Origin of the sequence: Sorangium sp. So ce296 (assembly GCF_051529605.1) — a bacterium.
Taxonomy (GTDB): Bacteria; Myxococcota_A; Polyangia; order Polyangiales; family Polyangiaceae; genus Sorangium; species Sorangium cellulosum_D.
The window spans coordinates 14,194,525-14,210,234 of sequence record NZ_CP150325.1; the positions used below are offsets into that span (position 1 = coordinate 14,194,525).

Genomic DNA, 15,710 nt, shown 5'->3' on the forward strand with positions numbered 1-15,710 from the left:
CCGCTCAATCCTCCGGCGAGTAGTCGCAGGCGCCGATCGCGAGGTCGGCGCAGGACCAGCCCTCCTCCTCGTAGCACTCGGCCTGGCGCTCGATGGCCGTTCGATAGGACACGCGGGCCGACTCGCTGCGGCAGAGGTCGATACAGATGTCTTCGCCGGGGCCGTCGGGCTGACACTCGGCGCTCTTGGCGCAGACGACCTCGCAAGGATCGCTGCCGCTGCTCGAGCAGCCAGGGGTGAGGGCGAAGAGCAACAGGGCGATGGCGAGCGCGGGGCGGGGCATGGCGGAGGCTCCGCCGGCCATCGGAGCACGCCGCGCCGTCGGCGGCGAGGGGCGAGCACCGAGCTCCACAGCTCGCTCCGCGCGCCGTGAAGATCTCCCTGTGGAGCAGCCACCATCCGCCGCGGATAGTCCAGATCTTGGACCGTCAAAACCGTGCGCTCCCATGGCGCGCAGGATGAGCAGCCGTGTAGGTGTACTATTCCTACGCAGCCACACGAAATGCTGCTGTGGTGCGCAAACGTTCTTGGAGGTGCCATGAGGTCGATGTATTTTCTCGGGTTTTTCGTGCTCGGCACGATGGCGGCGACCGCCGCGGGCTGCGGTGGCGATGACGACGGCAGCGGCGGCAGCGGCGGCGAGGGGGGAGCCGGGAGCACCACGACGTCGACCGTGACGACCAGCACCGGCGTCGCCACCAGCACCTCCTCGGGCTCGGGCCCCGTGGACGACGGGAACGACAGCATCGAGGAAGCAGAGGAGCTCCCCGCCGGGAACAACGGGCTAGAGGGGACGCTCGAGCCGCTCGAAGAGGACGGGGACTACTTCAGCTTCACCGGGACCAAGGGTCTGCCGGTCTACCTCGTCACCGACGCGAAGCCTTCCGACGACGAGCGGGATCCGACCTACCCCGACACGGTCATCACGCTGCTCGACGCCGACGGGAACCAGATCGCGCAGAACGACGATCCCGAGGGCGGCATCACGAACGACAGCGAGCTGCTCACGGTCCTGCCCGCGGACGGCGAGTATTTCGTCGTCGTCCAGGACTGCAACGCCGCCTTCCCGGAGTCCGCCTTCCCGAACGGCTGCTTCGACCCGTCCGAGGTCGTCAGCTTCGACTACACGCTGAAGTTCCTCCCGCTCGATCTGGGGGCCGACGAGGCCGACAGCCTCGTCGGAGAGACGGAGCCCAACAACGACGCCGAGCAGGCCGTGGAGATGCCGTACGAGCTGACCGCGGACGAGTCGGCCTACTACACCACGTTCGTGTTCGGCAGCTTCGCGGATGAGGCCGACGTCGACGTGTACTCGTTCACGCCGCCGGCGACCCCCGAGTTCGAGAACGCCCTCCTCGCCCAGTTCAACTTCTCCGGGCCGAGCGGGCCCGAGGGCAACGGCTCGACGGTCGACGTCAACGAGGTCGCCGTCTTCAACGCGACCGATCTCACGAGCGCCTACGCGAAGGTCGACCCGACGAAGGGCGGCGATATCGCCGTTCCGGTGGAGGCCGGGCAAGAGTACTTCGTCTTCGTCAAGCGCCCCGCAGGAGAGGTGGGGAAGAACGACTTCTACATCCTGCTGCACAGCCGGGCGAGCTCCGATCCGCTCGAGGCCGCGGAGGAGACCAACGGCGACGTGGCGACGCCCGAAGGCGACCTGGCCAGCTTCCCCAACCAAGGTGGCGGCGTCAGCTTCGCCGTCGAGGGCAAGCTCGCTGGCACCGAGGAGGCGCCGGACGTCGATGTCTACGCGCTCCCCCTCGACGACACGGGAGAGGGCTGGACGATCTCGGTCATCTGCGGAGCGCAGCGCCACGGCTCCGGGGTCCGCGAGCTCCGCGCCGAGGTGCTGAACGGCGACGGGACCGAGATCGGCGCCGACTACGCGGCCACGGAGACCGAAGCGGAAGAGCTGTTCGTCGAGTCGCAAGCGATCCCGGAGGCCCCCGAAGGCAACCGGCTGCTCGTCCGGGTGTCGGCCGGCACCCCGGCCGCCGACGTGACGAGCCGAGGCTACAACTGCCTCTTCGCCTACCTGCCGCCGGCAGCCGACTGACGACATGAAGCACCGCGCGGCTCGAGCCCCGCTCGCTCGAGGCTCGAGCCGCCCGGGGGCCCGGCCCCTCCGACCCCCCCCATGGTATAGCCGGACCGACATGAAGGTCGGCCACACGCCCGCGCGCTCCGGGCTCCTCTCCCTCGTCCTGCTGGTCGCCTGCAGCGCCGGCCCTCGGACCGGCGCGGTCGCCCCGCCGGATGGGCCTCGCGGCGCCGCCCCTCCGGCGACGACCTCGCGCCCGGCGACGACGCCGCCGCCGGAGGCGCCGGCGCGCGCCGAGTTCGACCCCGTGCCGCAGGGGATCACCGCGGGCGGGGTGAAGCAGCTCTGCGACGATCACCTGCGCGCCGCCGAGGAGCACCTCGCCGCGATCAGGGCGCTCCGCGGCGCGCCGCCGGAGACGCTCACCTACGCCGCGACCCTCGGGCGGTTCGACGACGCCGTGCTCGAGGTGAACAGCGCGGGCGACTTCCCGTACCTGATGGGGGTCGCGCACCCGGACGCGGCCGTGCGCGAGGCCGCAAGGCTCTGCGAGCCGAAGGTCGACAGGTTCACGACCGCGATGTGGCTGGACGCCGATCTCGCCGCCGTCCTCCAGGCGTACGCCCAGACGGGCGAGGCGCGCGAGGCGCTCAAGGGCGAGCGCGCGCGGCTCCTCGCCGATGTCCTCCGCGACTTCCGCCGCAACGGGCTGTCGCTGCCGCCCGACCGGCAGCAGCGCCTCCGCGACGTGAACGAGCAGATCACCCGCATCGGACAGGAGTTCATGGCGAACCTGTCGGCGTCGACCGGGTCGATCGAGATCGCGCCCGCCTCGCTCCAGGGGCTGCCCAAGGAGTACGTGGCGAAGCGCCCGCCCAAGGCGAACGGCAAGGTCGAGATCAGCACCGACTACCCCGACTTCTTCCCGTTCGTCACCTACGCGAAGGACCGCAAGGCCGCGCTCGACCTCTACGTCCTGTTCACCAACCGCGGCGGCGAGAAGAACGTGAAGCTGCTCGAGCGCCTGCTCGCGCTCCGCTCCGAGAAGGCGAGGATGCTCGGCTACAAGAGCTGGGCCGACTACGCCATCGAGCCGCGCATGGCCAAGACGAGCGGCGCCGTGCGCGCCTTCCTCGACCAGGTCAAGGCCGCGCTGAAGGAGCCCGCGAAGGCCGAGTTCGCCGAGCTGATGAAGGAGCACGTGCGGCTCGGCGGCAAGCCGACCGACAGGCTCCCCCCCTCCGAGCGCTACTTCCTCGAAGATCGGGTCCGCGCGTCCAAGTACCAGTTCGACTCGCAGGCGCTCTCGGCCTACCTCGAGATCGGCGCGGTCAAGCAAGGGCTCATGGACATCACGGCGCGGATGTACGGGCTCGAGTACAAGGAGGTCCCCGCGAACGCCTGGCACCCCGACGTGACGGCGTACGAGGTGCGCTCCGACGGCAAGGCGATCGGGAAGTTCTACCTCGACCTCTACAGCAGGCCCGACAAGTACAAGCACGCGGCGATGTTCGCCGTGCGGACGGCGAAGCGGCTCGCCGACGGGTCGTGGCAGACCCCCGTCGCGGCGCTGGAGTGCAACTTCCCGAAGCCGGGGGCGCAGCCGGCGCTCATGTCCCACGAGGACGTGGTGACGTTCTTCCACGAGTTCGGGCACGTGCTGCACCACCTCCTCACGCGCTCGGAGCTGGCCTCCTACTCGGGGACCTCGACGGTGCGCGACTTCGTCGAGGCGCCGAGCCAGATGTTCGAGGAGTGGGCGTGGTCCCGCGAGGTGCTCGATCTGTTCGCGAAGCACCACGCGACCGGCGAGCGGATCCCGGACGATCTCTTCCAGGCGATGACCCGCGCGCGGGGCTTCGGCCGAGCGCTCGCGACGCAGCGGCAGCTCACCCTCGCGTCGATCGACCTGGAGCTCCACACCCGCGAGCCGGGCTTCGATACGACCCTGGTCGTGGAGCAGGCGCAGCGCGCGAACGAGTCCTTCGTCTTCGTGAAGGGCACGCACCTGCAGTCGAGCTTCGGCCACCTCATCACCTACGACGCGGGCTATTACGGCTACCAGTGGGCCCTGTCGCTCTCGCGCGACGTGCTCACCCGCTTCAAGCAGGAAGGCCTGCTCAACCCGGCCGTCGCGCGCGCCTTCCGCGACGAGGTGCTCGCGAAGGGGGGCGGCGTCGAGGCAGGCGATCTCGTCGCCCGCTTCCTCGGAAGGCCGCCGAGCCACAACGCTTACCTCGCCTACCTCCAGGGCAAGGAGTGAACGCGCGCCGGCCGAGAGCGGACGCGGGGCTCAGGCAGACGTCCGACGCCCGGACCTAAGGCTCGATGGCGACGCCGAGCTCCTCGCGCAGGGCGTGGTAGGCGTCCGCGACGGTGAACGAGAGGAGATCGCCGATCTTCTCCTCCGCCGTGAGCACGCCCGGCGTGTCCCCGCGCGAGAGCGACGACGCCGCGACCGAGAGCTCGCCGGTCAGCAGGTAGCCGACCCGCGCAGCGCACCGCTCCACCGAGCCCACCCAGTGGGCGAGATCCAGCGGCGCGCGGATCTCGTAGAGCTCGAACACCGCGGCCTCCAGCGCGTCCCGCTCGCGCTCCGTCAGCCGCTCGTCGAGCAGCGGCATCAGCGCGAGCACCGCGCCCTCGAGCTCGGCAGGGACAGGCTCCGACGGCCGCGCCACCTTGACCGCCGCGGCGAGGCAGACGCCGAGCTCCTCGAGCGAGGGGAAGTGCAGGAGCAAGCGGTGCGGGCCGACGTGGTAGGCGACGTGGCTGCCCACCAGGAACGCGAGCTCGGCGGCCGTCCGCCCGCGGAGCGCCTCGCCGCCGACCAGGACGCTCGGCTCCTCGACCGTCACCGCCGCGACCGCGATGGGCGCGTCCTTGCGGAGGTAGACCGCCGGCGTGGGGATCGCGAGGCAGCGGCTCGCCCAGGAGAACAGGCGCACCACGCCCGCCGCGTTCCGCTCCGCGTCGGCGCGCGCCGCCGGATCGACGTGCGGGATCTGCTTGTCCCGCGCGCGCTGGGCGAGCCGCGCGCGGACCGCCGCGTCGGCGACCGACGCGAGGACCTCCTCGAGGGCGCGATCACGATCGGCCGCGCGCAGGAGATCCCAGCTGCCCGGGCTGAGCCCGCGCGCGGGCTGCACGAGGCCCGCGGGCCGGTGCTCCTCGAAGATGAAGCGCTCCCGCGCCTCCGCCGCGCCCAGGTAAACCGCCACGCTCGCCGCGGCCCAGGCCTGGTCGACGCGCCTGAGCTTCTGGAAGGTGTCGAACAGGTCGTGAAACACCTGGACGTTGCCCGGATCGAGCACCGCCGCGGCCTGGAGGTGCGCGGCCGCGCGCTCGAGCCGGCCGGCGCCCCGCGCGAGCGACGCGGCGCTGAGCCGCCCCGGGACGTCGTCCGGCCGCTCGACCACCGCGCCCTCGAACGCCTCCAGCGCGGAGCTCGGATCCTCGAGGTGATCGCGGAAGAGCATGCCGAGGCGGCGGCACAGCTCCCAGGTGACGTCGCTCCGGACGCGCAGGTCGGCGATGCGCTGCGCCCGGTCGAGCATGCGGCGGTACGCGAGCTCGAGCTCGCCCCACTCCTGCCGCGCCGAGAGGAGGATCGCGATCAGGGCGAGCGGATCGAGGAACGTGGGGTCGGCGTCCAGCGCGCGATCGAGCAGCTCGATCCCGTCCTGCTCGCGCGTGACCTCGGTCAAGGTCGCGCGGGCCTCGCCCTGCATCGCGGCGCGCGCGAGCTCCAGGAGCGCGACCGCCCGCTGCCGCGGGTCCGGGAGGAGCTCGGCGTGACAGCGGCGCGCGTCGAGCGACGCCGCGAGATCGCCCGTCGCCTCGTAGAGCCGGCCCAGGCTGCGCAGGACGGCGGCGTCGTCGGGGCGGATCTCCCGCGCTCGCTCGAGGAGCTCCTGCGCTCGCGCCGGATCCCCGGCGACGATCTCCCAGCGCTCGGCGAAGCGCACGAGGAGCCCGAAGCGATCGGCGTCCCCCTCGACGCGCGTGAGCAGCCGCTCCTCCGCGGTGCGCAGCTTCGCGAAGTCCTGCTCGGCGAGGTGGAGCTCGACCAGCGCCTCGAGCGCGGGGCGGTGCTCGGGCGCGAGCGCCAGCGCCTTCTCGAAGCCCTCGATCGCCTCGCGGTGCCGCTGCTGGCGCCACCTCGCCTGGGCGATGCGCAGGTGCACCTCCGCGCGCGCGTCCCGCTGCGCGACCCCGACGAGCGCGAGCGCCTTCTTGTACGCCGTGAGCGCCCCGTCGAGGTCCGACGCGGCGGCGAGCGTGTCGCCGGCCGCGAGGTACTGCGCGACCGGGTCGTCCGGCGCGGACGCGGGGGTGGTGGCGGCGCCGCCCGCGGCCTCGATCCGCGCCGCCTCGGCCCTGGCCGGGCGCCGGCCGGGCGCGCCGCCGCGCGGGACGAGCACCGAGAACTCCCCCCGCCCGCTCGCCCGCGCGAAGCACGGGATGGCGCGGGCGAGGCCGGGGTTCCCCTCGACGCGGCGGAAGATCTCCTCGGCGGTGAGGCCTCGATCCGGGTCGGCCTCGTCGAGGTGCTCGACGAAGGCGCGGGTGAGCACCGAGGGCAGATCGGCGTCGAGCGAGCCGATCGGGTGGGCCGCCACGAGGAGCTCGACGCCCGTCACGGGGGACGCCACCGCCTGCTCGGCGGCGGTGACGACGGCGCGCGAGGTCGCCCCGGGGCCGTGGTGGCACTCCAGGACGAAGAGCACCTCGCCGCGCGCGCGATCGCGGAACACCGCGGCCACGTCGCCCAGCGCGTCGCCCACGCCGGGGTTCTCGGGGTCGAGGCAGAGGAAGAGCTCCCCGTCCGGCGACAGCGCGACGGCGGTGGAGGCGTAGAACAAAAACAGGGTCGAGGCCTCGTCGCGCGCGGCGTCGTCCGCGTCGACCAGGGTCCGCCGGGTCGCCGTGAGCTCGTCGAACAGCGCGTCGAGCTGCTCCGCGAGGTCCCGCGCGGGATCGATGTCGACCACCCGGAAGCCGGCGTCGTCCAGCGAGAGGCGGGCCCGGATGAGATCCCCGTCCAGCGAGCCGGGCGCCGGCCGCTGGTCGCGGTGCAAGCTGGGCGTGGCGACGATCGCCAAGCGCATCAGGGCGCCCCCTCCTCGTTGCGTACGCGCATGCAGGCGAGCAATCTACCCAGGGCCGCGCCCGAAGCGAAGAAGGTTGCCATCCGGCACGCAACTCCGACGCAGCGCGAGGTCCCCCGTACGAGACATCACTCCGGGAGAGAGCACGCATGAGCAAAGGCAGGGGTCGTTGGTGGACGGAAGCGCCCGGCAGCTCCGGAAGAGCTCGCGCCGCGTCATTCGCGCTCGCGGTCGCCCTCGCGTCGGGCTGCGAGAGCGTGTGCGACGAGGCCGAGGACCACATGGAGGAGTGCGGCTACCAGGGCAGCGGCATGTCCAGCGAGGCGTCGTGCGAGGGCGCCGTCCACTGCGCGTCGGCCTGCGCCGCGGAGGTCCCCTGCGGCGCGTTCGACGGGACGGACGCGGCCGCGTTCGACCGGTACAGGCGCTGCCTCGACGCTTGCTGAGCCGCCGCGGGGCTCAGCAGACCGCGCGGACGAGCGCGGCGCCGTCCGGCGGCCGCTCGTCGTCCGGGCCGAGGCACCGCAGCGACAGCTCCTTCCAGGGGGCCAGCCCCTCGCCCCCGAGCGGCTCGAGCCGCACGAGGACGTCCTCGAGCACGCGGCCGTAGCCGTAGACATCGTCGCGCGGGTCGCTCGGCCGCCCGGCGAGCCGCTCCGGCGAGACGTACCCGGGGCTGCCGCCGGCGGAGGGCGCGCCGCGGGGCCTGGCCAGCCCGAAGTCGCTGAGCACGGGCTCGGCGAGGCTGCGCAGGAGCACGTTGGCCGGCTTGACGTCGGCGTGGACGTAACCGCGCTCGTGGATGCGGGCGAGCGCGCGCGCGAGCGGGCGCGCCCACCGCGCGATCGGCGCGAGCGACGCCGCGTCGCCGGCGCGGAGCACGTCCCGCACCGAGCCGCGCGCGATCCACTCCAGCGCGATCCACCCCTCGTCGGGGTCCGCGTCGAACACCCGCACCACGCCGGGCCCGGAGAGCGCCGCGACGAGCCGCACCTCGCGGGTGAGGTGCGCCCGGTCGCCGCCGCGCCCGTGGTAGACCTTGAACCCGACCCGCCGGCCGAGCACCTCGTCCTCGGCCTCGTAGACGGCGCCGGCGCCGCCGCGCGCCACCTCGCGGAGCAGGCGGAACGGGGTCCGGCCCGCCGCGGGCGCGACCACGGTCACGTCCTCCACGCGGGCTACGGCGGGCCGCTCCGCGCCGAGCGCCGCCCGCCAGCGCTGGTGGCGCTCGCGCGCGCCGGGCGCGTCGATCTCCCGGACGAGCACCCGCTCGATCGCGCCGACCGCCCGCGGGAGCTGCCCCAGCGACGCGTAGAGGTCGGCCGCGAGGACGAGCCCCTCGGTCGAGGACACCGGCGGCGCGCGCCCCGCGCCGCCGCGCTCGCGCGCCGCGGCGCCCTCGAGCACGGCGAGCGCGCCCAGCTCGTCGCCCCGGGCCGCGAGCAGATCGGCGCACGCCACCCGGATCGGATCCGGCAACGGCCGCTCCGCCATCGCGGCGACGAGGTGCGCCACGGCCTCGGCCTCCCGCAGCGTCCCCCGCGCGCGCCGCAGGATCGCGATGACCTCGTCCGTCGAGGGCCCGTCGCGCGCGCCGGAGCTCCGCAGGCGCGCGATCTCGTCGCCGCCGTCCTCGCGCGCCGCGCGCCCGCGCGCCCGCGCGTCCGCCGCCGGGCGCGCCGCCCGCGCCGGGTCCGCCCCGCGCGCGACGTCCGACGCGCCCGACGCGGCGCCCCCGCCCGGCGCCGGCGCGCCGGCGTCCGCCGCGGCGCCGCCGAGCCGCTCCTTGAGCCGCCGCCACAGGCTCACGCCGGCCCGCCCTCCCCGCCGCCGTCGCGCCGCGTCGGCGAGGCCTGGCCGGCGGCGAGCACCCGGAAGACCGGCGTCCCCCCGCGCGACGCGGCGATCGCGTCGCCCGCGCAGAGCTCGACGGACGGCGCGAGCTGGTAGTCGCCGAGGAACGGCGGCGGCGCCCCCGGCGGCGTCTTCAGCGCCACGAACGCCGAGGCGCCCGCCGGATCGAGGCGGATCCGCCACGGGCCCACCGGCAGCTCGCCGAGCGGCGCCGTGAAGCGCTCGCCCGCGACGTCCACCACGCAGCCCTGCCCGATCCCGGGGGCGATCGCGCACGGCACCTCCCCGCCGAGCAGGATCTGCACGCCGCGGCCGACGGGCAGCGGCGCCGTGAGCCGCGCGCCGGCCAGCGTCGTGCCGTTGCGCGTCCCGAGATCCTCGACCTCGATGCCGGACGGGCCGCGCCGGATCCGCGCGTGCGTCCTGCTGACGGCGCGGGACGCGACGACGATGGTCGCCTCGCCGCGGCCGATCGTGACCTCGTCGCCGAGCGCGCACCGCACGACGGCGCCGCCGAGCTCGATCGAGAGGACCGGCCCCGACAGGAGCCGCGCCCGGATCGCGCGCAGCGCGTCGGCCACCTGCTCGCCGCCGCGGCCTCCGCCCGCCCACGCCTCGGCGACGGCGATCGCCTCGCGGCGCTCGGCCATCCGGTCGAGATCCGCGATCCTCCGCAGCGTCGCGGCGAGCTCGCGCTGGTCCCGCTCGGCGGTCATCGAGGCGCGGAGCCGCTCCTCCAGCCGGTCGATCGCGCCGGCCGCGGCCAGGACGCGCGTCTCCGACTCGGTGTCGCCGACCAAGGCGTACGCGTCCGCGGCGCGCTCGAGCTCGCCCGCCGCCTCGAGCTCGCGCGCGACCGCCAGCACCTCGCTCCGCATCGCGCTCGCGCCCCGCGCGCGCACGAGGTCGAACGCGAGCAGCGCCTTGCGCCCGAGCGCCGCGCGCTTCAGCTCCGGGCTCTCGGCCGTGCGGAACGCGGACGCGCAGAAGGCGATCCGCTTCTCGACGCTCCGCTCGGCGTCGGCGCGGAGGAGCAGGACCCGGGCCGCGTCGTCCGGCATCCCTGCGTCGAGGTACAGCTCGACCGCCCCCGCGAGATCGCCGGCGAGCTCCCTGGCCTCGGCCGCCCTGCGACGGCTGTCCCCCCGCTTGAGCCCGAACCACTCAAAGAGACTCACGCAGCGCCATCCTCACCAGCATCCGACATCCTACCCTTGAAGCGCGCCGGCCCCAACCGCCAGCGTTGACTCCCTCCCTCGCCGCCCGCAGGATTTGCGCCCTCGATGTCGACCAACCACCGCCTCGGCGAACTGCTCGTCCGCGAAAAGCTCATCAGCCTCCAGCAGCTCCGGCAAGCGCAGGAGGAGCAGCGCAAGACGGGGCAGAACCTCGGCTACGCCCTCGCCAAGCTCGGGTACATCTCCGACGGCGAGATCACGAGCTTCCTCTCGACGCAGTACCGCGTCCCGGCCGTCGCCCTCGACGAGTACGAGATCGACGCGGAGGTCTCGCGCCTCGTGTCGCGGGACGTCTGCGAGAAGCACAAGATCATCCCGATCTCCCGGTCGGGGACGGCGCTCGTCGTCGCGATGGCCGACCCGACGAACCTGCACGCGATCGACGACATCAAGTTCCTCACGGGCTTCAACGTCGAGCCCGTCGTCGCGTCCGAGACGGGCATCACCGAGGCGATCGAGCGCGCGTACAACGTCGGGCCGTCGTACGACGAGGTGCTGAGCGAGTTCGGGGAGGAGGAGGTCGGCTTCCAGGTCGAGGCCGACGACGTGAACGTCCTCGAGCTGGAGAAGGCCGCCGAGGGCGCGCCCGTGGTCCGGCTCGTCAACGCGATCCTCCTGAACGCCATCAAGAAGGGCGCGAGCGACATCCACGTCGAGCCGTACGAGAAGAAGCTCCGCGTGCGCTACCGCATCGACGGCGTGCTGATGGAGGAGATGCAGCCGCCGATCAAGCTGAAGAACGCGATCGCGAGCCGCCTCAAGATCATGAGCTCGCTCGACATCGCCGAGCGGCGGCTCCCGCAGGACGGCCGCATCAAGCTGAAGATGGGCAGGGGCCGGGAGATGGACTTCCGCGTCTCCGTGCTCCCGACGATCTGGGGCGAGAAGATCGTCCTCCGCCTCCTCGACAAGTCGAACCTGCAGCTCGACATGGCGAAGCTCGGCTTCGACCCGAAGCCGCTCGCCGACTTCAAGTGGGCGATCGGCCAGCCGTGGGGCATGGTCCTCGTCACCGGCCCGACCGGCTCCGGCAAGACGACGACGCTCTACTCGGCGCTCTCGGAGCTCAACCAGATCGGCTCGAACATCAGCACCGCCGAGGATCCGGTCGAGTACAACCTGCACGGCATCAACCAGGTGCAGATGCACGACGAGATCGGGCTGAACTTCGCGATGTCGCTGCGCTCGTTCCTCCGGCAGGACCCGGACATCATCATGGTCGGCGAGATCCGCGACTTCGAGACCGCCGAGATCGCCGTCAAGGCGGCGCTCACCGGCCACCTCGTGCTCTCGACGCTGCACACGAACGACGCGCCGTCGACGATCTCGCGCCTCCTCAACATGGGCGTCGAGCCGTTCCTCATCACCGCCAGCGTGAACCTCGTGCTCGCCCAGCGCCTCGCGCGCAAGATCTGCCCCGACTGCCGCGTCCCGCTGCGCGTGGACCCGAAGGTGCTCCTCGACTTCGGCTTCACCGAGCAGCAGGTCGCGCGCGCGGACCTCGTCCGCGGCGCGGGCTGCAAGACGTGCAACGGCTCCGGCTACAAGGGCCGCGTCGCGCTCTACGAGGTCATGCGCTTCACCGACGCGCTGAAGGAGATGGTCCTCCAGGGCGCGTCCACGGCCGAGCTCAAGGCCGCGGCCATCAAGGGCGGGATGCTGACGCTCCGGATGAGCGGGATCGAGAAGGTGCTGGCGGGCGTCACGACGACCGAGGAGGTCGGCCGCGTGACGATGGGGGACTGAGCGCATGACCACGGAGCTCGTCGGACAGCAGGAGGGCCTCAGGTACACGCTCCAGCAGCTCCTCCGCGCGATGGTGGAGAAGGGCGCGAGCGACATGCACATCACGAGCGGCACGCCGCCGCTCCTGCGCATCGACGGCACGGTGGTGCCGCTCAAGCTCCCGCCGCTCATGCCGAGCGACACGAGGCAGCTCTGCTACTCGGTGCTGAGCGAGGAGCAGGTGGCGGCGTTCGAGCAGCGGAACGAGCTCGATCTGTCGTTCGGCATGAAGGGGCTCGCCCGCTTCCGCGCGAACATCTACATGCAGCGCGGCGCCGTGGCGGCCGCCTTCCGGCAGATCCCCTTCCGGATCATGAACTTCGACGAGCTGGGCCTGCCGCCGGTCGTGCTCGACATCGCCGCCAAGCCTCGCGGCCTCGTGCTCGTGACGGGCCCGACCGGCTCGGGCAAGACGACCACGCTCGCGAGCATCATCGACAAGATCAACTCCGAGCAGCGCCTCCACATCCTCACGATCGAGGATCCGATCGAGTACCTGCACCCGCACAAGCTCTCGCTCGTGAACCAGCGCGAGATCGGCTCCGACACCGCGTCGTTCAAGGACGCCCTGCGCTACGCCCTGCGCCAGGATCCGGACGTCGTGCTCGTCGGCGAGATGCGCGACCTGGAGACCGTCGAGTCGGCGCTGACGATCGCCGAGACGGGCCACCTCGTGTTCGCCACGCTCCACACGAACTCGGCGATCTCGACGATCAACCGCATCATCGACGTCTTCCCCCCGCACCAGCAGTCGCAGGTGCGGCAGCAGCTGTCGTTCACGCTCGTCGCCGTGATGACCCAGCTCCTCCTGCCGCGCGCGAACGGCCCGGGGCGCGTCATGTCGATGGAGGTCATGATCCCGAACGCCGCGATCCGGAACCTCATCCGCGAGGACAAGCTCCACCAGATCTACTCGCAGATGCAGGTGGGCCAGGCCGGCAGCGGGATGCAGACGATGGCGCAGTCGCTCGTCTCGCTCTACCAGCGCCGGATGATCACGCTGGAGGAGATGTTCGCCGCCGCCGCCGACCCCGACGAGATCCGGACGATGCTCGAGCCCCGCCAGGCCATGAGCTCGCGGAACAACCTCCCGAAGCAGCCCTGATCGCGGGCCCCTGCCCTTCGGTTCACCCTGCACGCTCGACGCGCCCCGCGGCTCACCGCGCGATCCGCCCCGCGCGCCGCGCCGCCCCGCGCGCCGCGCCCGACCAACGCGCCGGCGCCCCCAAAATCGCGGCAAATTCGGGCCTGTGGAGAGGTACCTCCACACTTTTTTGACATCTACCCAACCGTTCAGTAGGTTCCGCCCGATGCAGGGGCTCACCGAGCGACAACAGCAGGTGCTTCACTATATCCGGCAGTCGATCAGCGAGCGCGGGTACCCGCCGACGCTGCGCGAGATCGGCGCGCATATGGGGATCCGCTCGACGAACGGGGTGAACGATCACCTCCGGGCGCTCGAGCGCAAGGGCTACCTCACCCGCGAGGACATGAAGTCGCGCGCCCTGCGGCCGCGCGACCTCGACGGCGGCGGCTCGAGCGGCGGCGCCGAGCTCCGCGGCGCGCTCGTCGGCGGCGGCAACGACGCCCCTGCGAACGACCAGGAGGACGACCTCGTCGAGATCGCGGTCGTCGGCCGGATCGCCGCGGGCCTGCCGATCCTCGCCGAGGAGCACGTGCTCGACACGGTCCGGATTGAGCGGACGCTCGTGCGCGGCGGGCGCGAGGTGTTCGGCCTGCGTGTCACGGGCGATTCGATGATCGAGGCGGGCATCTTCAGCGGCGACTACATCTTCGTCCGCCGCCAGCTCACCGCGCAGCGCGGCGACATCGTGGTGGCGCTGATCGGCGACGAGGCGACCGTGAAGTACTTCTTCCCCGAGAAGGACTACGTGCGCTTCCAGCCGGCCAACGCGGCGATGGCGCCCATCCTGGTCCGGGCGAGCGACTTCAAGCCCGCGATGCTGCTCGGCGTCGTCGTGGGCGTCTACCGGAAGCTCTAACCTCCTCCTCCTCCTCCTAACCTCCTCCTCCCTTCCCCGAGCCGGTTGACGCGCGCCGAGCGCCCTTGATAGCGTCGCGACCACCGGGCAGACGGCCTAAGGGCCCCGCTCCAGAAAGAACGCGATCGTGACGACGCACGGGCGGCGATTCGGGATTTTGATTTCAGGCGCGGGCATGGTGCTCGCGGCAGCTCTCACGAGCGGCTGCGGCGGTGCCATCTACGCGTTCACCGCGAACTCGGCCTCGAGCAAGCTCGAGACCGCCGAGGCGCTCGGCGCGGCAAAGTACGCGCCGTACGAGTACTACACCGCGCGAGAGCACCTCTGGAAGGCGCGCGAAGAGGCCGCGGCCGCCGACTACGGCGACGCGATCGACTTCGCCGACGTCGCGGAGGAGTACGCGGAGAAGGCGATCACCCTGGCGAAGCAGGCGCACGAGGGCGCGGGTCGATGAGCATTCGGACGAGGCATCGCTCTTCCCGCCGCGCTCGCCGCGTCGGCACCGCCGCCGTCGCGTTGATCGCGGTCTCCGCGCTCTCGTGCGCGCAGGTGCCGGTCATGCGCGGCGACATCGAGGCGCTGACCACCATCGCCAACCAGGCGGAGCGCAACGGCGCGCTCCGCTGCGCGCCGCGCGAGCTGGCGATGGCGAAGTCGCACCTGTCGTTCGCCAAGGTCGAGCTCGATCAGGGCTTCTTCGCGCGCGCCAAGGAGCACCTCGACATCGCGAAGGCGAACACGCACGCCGCGTACGATCTCTCGCCGCCGCAGAAGTGCGCCGAGCGCGGGTTCATCGAGGACGCGCCGCCGCCCGCGCCCGGCGACTGCGACGGCGACGGGCTGCTCGATCCGCAGGACAAGAAGTGCCCCTGCGACGCCGAGACGTGGAACGGCTTCCAGGACGACGACGGCTGCCCGGACGATCCGGACACCGACGGCGACGGCATCACGGACAGCAAGGACAGCTGCGTGCTCCTGCCCGAGGACAAGGACGGCTACCTCGACGAGGACGGCTGCCCCGAGCTCGACAACGATCTCGACACGATCCCCGACCTGAACGACAAGGACAGCACCGGCAAGAACTGCGCGAACGACCCGGAGGATCCGGACGGCTACGAGGACGCCGACGGCTGCCCGGAGCCGGACAACGATCAGGACACCGTGGTCGATCTCGAGGACCAGTGCCCGAACGAGCCGGGCGTGGTCGGCGGCGACAAGCCGGGCTGCCCGAAGAAGCCGAGCCTTGTCATCGTCACCGAGAAGGAGATCAAGATCACGCAGCAGATCCACTTCGAGTTCGACAAGGACAAGATCCGGCCCGAGAGCTTCCCGATCCTCGACGCCGTGGTGGAGGTCCTCCAGCAGAACCCGAAGATCAGGATCGAGATCCAGGGGCATACCGACAACAAGGGCGCCGCGGCGTACAACAAGAAGCTGTCGGATCGGCGCGCGGCCTCGGTGAAGAAGTACCTCGTGGCCAAGGGGATCGACGAGGCGCGGCTGACGTCGAAGGGCTACGGCATGGAGCAGCCGATCGTGCCGAACACGTCCGATCAGAACCGCGCCCTGAACCGGCGCGTGCAGTTCGTCCGCACGGAGAGCGGCGCGCAGTAGCCCAGAGCTGCTGGAGCGCCGCCCGACGTGTCGGGGGTACGTGCGATCTCGACCGCGCCGT

12 protein-coding genes are annotated in these 15,710 nt (G+C 72.2%); 8 read left to right on the forward strand and 4 right to left on the reverse strand.

Annotated elements, in window-relative coordinates; all coding sequences use genetic code 11:
* Positions 1-4 precede the first annotated feature (4 nt).
* The gene (locus tag WME98_RS52405) at positions 5-283 is read right to left on the reverse strand and encodes a hypothetical protein (RefSeq protein ID WP_437949061.1); all 279 of its coding nucleotides are present in this window, start codon (positions 281-283) and stop codon (positions 5-7) included.
* A gap of 255 nt (positions 284-538) precedes the next feature.
* On the opposite strand from WME98_RS52405, the gene WME98_RS52410 reads away from it, so the two are divergent.
* On the forward strand, positions 539-2,059 hold the full coding sequence (locus WME98_RS52410; protein WP_437949062.1) for a hypothetical protein: 1,521 nt from the start codon (positions 539-541) through the stop codon (positions 2,057-2,059).
* Positions 2,060-2,159: 100 nt separating this feature from the next.
* On the forward strand, positions 2,160-4,307 hold the full coding sequence (locus WME98_RS52415) for a M3 family metallopeptidase (protein ID WP_437949063.1): 2,148 nt from the start codon (positions 2,160-2,162) through the stop codon (positions 4,305-4,307).
* A 55-nt stretch (positions 4,308-4,362) separates the two neighbouring features.
* On the opposite strand, the gene WME98_RS52420 is transcribed toward WME98_RS52415, so the two are convergent.
* Positions 4,363-7,155 (reverse strand): tetratricopeptide repeat protein, encoded by a 2,793-nt coding sequence (locus WME98_RS52420; RefSeq protein WP_437949064.1) that lies wholly within the window; start codon positions 7,153-7,155, stop codon positions 4,363-4,365.
* A 149-nt stretch (positions 7,156-7,304) separates the two neighbouring features.
* On the opposite strand from WME98_RS52420, the gene WME98_RS52425 reads away from it, so the two are divergent.
* Positions 7,305-7,601 carry a hypothetical protein gene (locus tag WME98_RS52425; RefSeq protein WP_061623652.1) on the forward strand — a complete coding sequence of 99 codons (297 nt, stop codon included), beginning with the start codon at positions 7,305-7,307 and terminating at the stop codon, positions 7,599-7,601.
* Between the two features lie 13 nt (positions 7,602-7,614).
* On the opposite strand, the gene WME98_RS52430 is transcribed toward WME98_RS52425, so the two are convergent.
* Entirely contained in the window at positions 7,615-8,964 is a 1,350-nt protein-coding gene (locus WME98_RS52430) for a serine/threonine-protein kinase (protein ID WP_437949065.1), read from the reverse strand.
* A complete protein-coding gene (locus WME98_RS52435) occupies positions 8,961-10,187 on the reverse strand; it encodes an FHA domain-containing protein (protein ID WP_437949066.1) in 1,227 nt (408 codons plus the stop codon). Before WME98_RS52435 ends, WME98_RS52430 begins: the two co-directional genes overlap by 4 nt.
* Before the next feature lie 105 nt (positions 10,188-10,292).
* On the opposite strand from WME98_RS52435, the gene pilB reads away from it, so the two are divergent.
* The 5 genes from pilB (at position 10,293) to WME98_RS52460 (ending at position 15,649) form a co-directional block, all read left to right on the forward strand.
* Complete coding sequence (pilB, locus tag WME98_RS52440) at positions 10,293-11,993, forward strand: type IV-A pilus assembly ATPase PilB (RefSeq protein ID WP_061627747.1); 1,701 nt, start codon at positions 10,293-10,295, stop codon at positions 11,991-11,993.
* 4 nt (positions 11,994-11,997) lie between these two features.
* Complete coding sequence (locus WME98_RS52445; protein WP_437949067.1) at positions 11,998-13,137, forward strand: type IV pilus twitching motility protein PilT; 1,140 nt, start codon at positions 11,998-12,000, stop codon at positions 13,135-13,137.
* A gap of 205 nt (positions 13,138-13,342) precedes the next feature.
* Positions 13,343-14,035, forward strand: a complete 693-nt coding sequence (gene lexA, locus WME98_RS52450; protein ID WP_061627745.1) for a transcriptional repressor LexA — start codon at positions 13,343-13,345, stop codon at positions 14,033-14,035.
* A gap of 175 nt (positions 14,036-14,210) precedes the next feature.
* Complete coding sequence (locus tag WME98_RS52455) at positions 14,211-14,489, forward strand: DUF4398 domain-containing protein (RefSeq protein WP_020737372.1); 279 nt, start codon at positions 14,211-14,213, stop codon at positions 14,487-14,489.
* Complete coding sequence (locus WME98_RS52460) at positions 14,486-15,649, forward strand: OmpA family protein (protein ID WP_437949068.1); 1,164 nt, start codon at positions 14,486-14,488, stop codon at positions 15,647-15,649. The genes WME98_RS52455 and WME98_RS52460 overlap by 4 nt, the downstream gene beginning before the upstream one ends.
* Positions 15,650-15,710: the final 61 nt, after the last annotated feature.

Excerpts from the sequence above, each read along its gene's own strand:
- WME98_RS52405 (WP_437949061.1), bottom strand. The coding sequence starts at position 283 with ATGCCCCGCCCCGCGCTCGCCATCGCCCTGTTGCTCTTCGCCCTCACC.
- WME98_RS52410 (WP_437949062.1), top strand. The coding sequence starts at position 539 with ATGAGGTCGATGTATTTTCTCGGGTTTTTCGTGCTCGGCACGATGGCG.
- WME98_RS52415 (WP_437949063.1), top strand. The coding sequence starts at position 2,160 with ATGAAGGTCGGCCACACGCCCGCGCGCTCCGGGCTCCTCTCCCTCGTC.
- WME98_RS52420 (WP_437949064.1), bottom strand. The coding sequence starts at position 7,155 with ATGCGCTTGGCGATCGTCGCCACGCCCAGCTTGCACCGCGACCAGCGG.
- WME98_RS52425 (WP_061623652.1), top strand. The coding sequence starts at position 7,305 with ATGAGCAAAGGCAGGGGTCGTTGGTGGACGGAAGCGCCCGGCAGCTCC.
- pilB (WP_061627747.1), top strand. The coding sequence starts at position 10,293 with ATGTCGACCAACCACCGCCTCGGCGAACTGCTCGTCCGCGAAAAGCTC.
- WME98_RS52445 (WP_437949067.1), top strand. The coding sequence starts at position 11,998 with ATGACCACGGAGCTCGTCGGACAGCAGGAGGGCCTCAGGTACACGCTC.
- lexA (WP_061627745.1), top strand. The coding sequence starts at position 13,343 with ATGCAGGGGCTCACCGAGCGACAACAGCAGGTGCTTCACTATATCCGG.
- WME98_RS52455 (WP_020737372.1), top strand. The coding sequence starts at position 14,211 with ATGGTGCTCGCGGCAGCTCTCACGAGCGGCTGCGGCGGTGCCATCTAC.
- WME98_RS52460 (WP_437949068.1), top strand. The coding sequence starts at position 14,486 with ATGAGCATTCGGACGAGGCATCGCTCTTCCCGCCGCGCTCGCCGCGTC.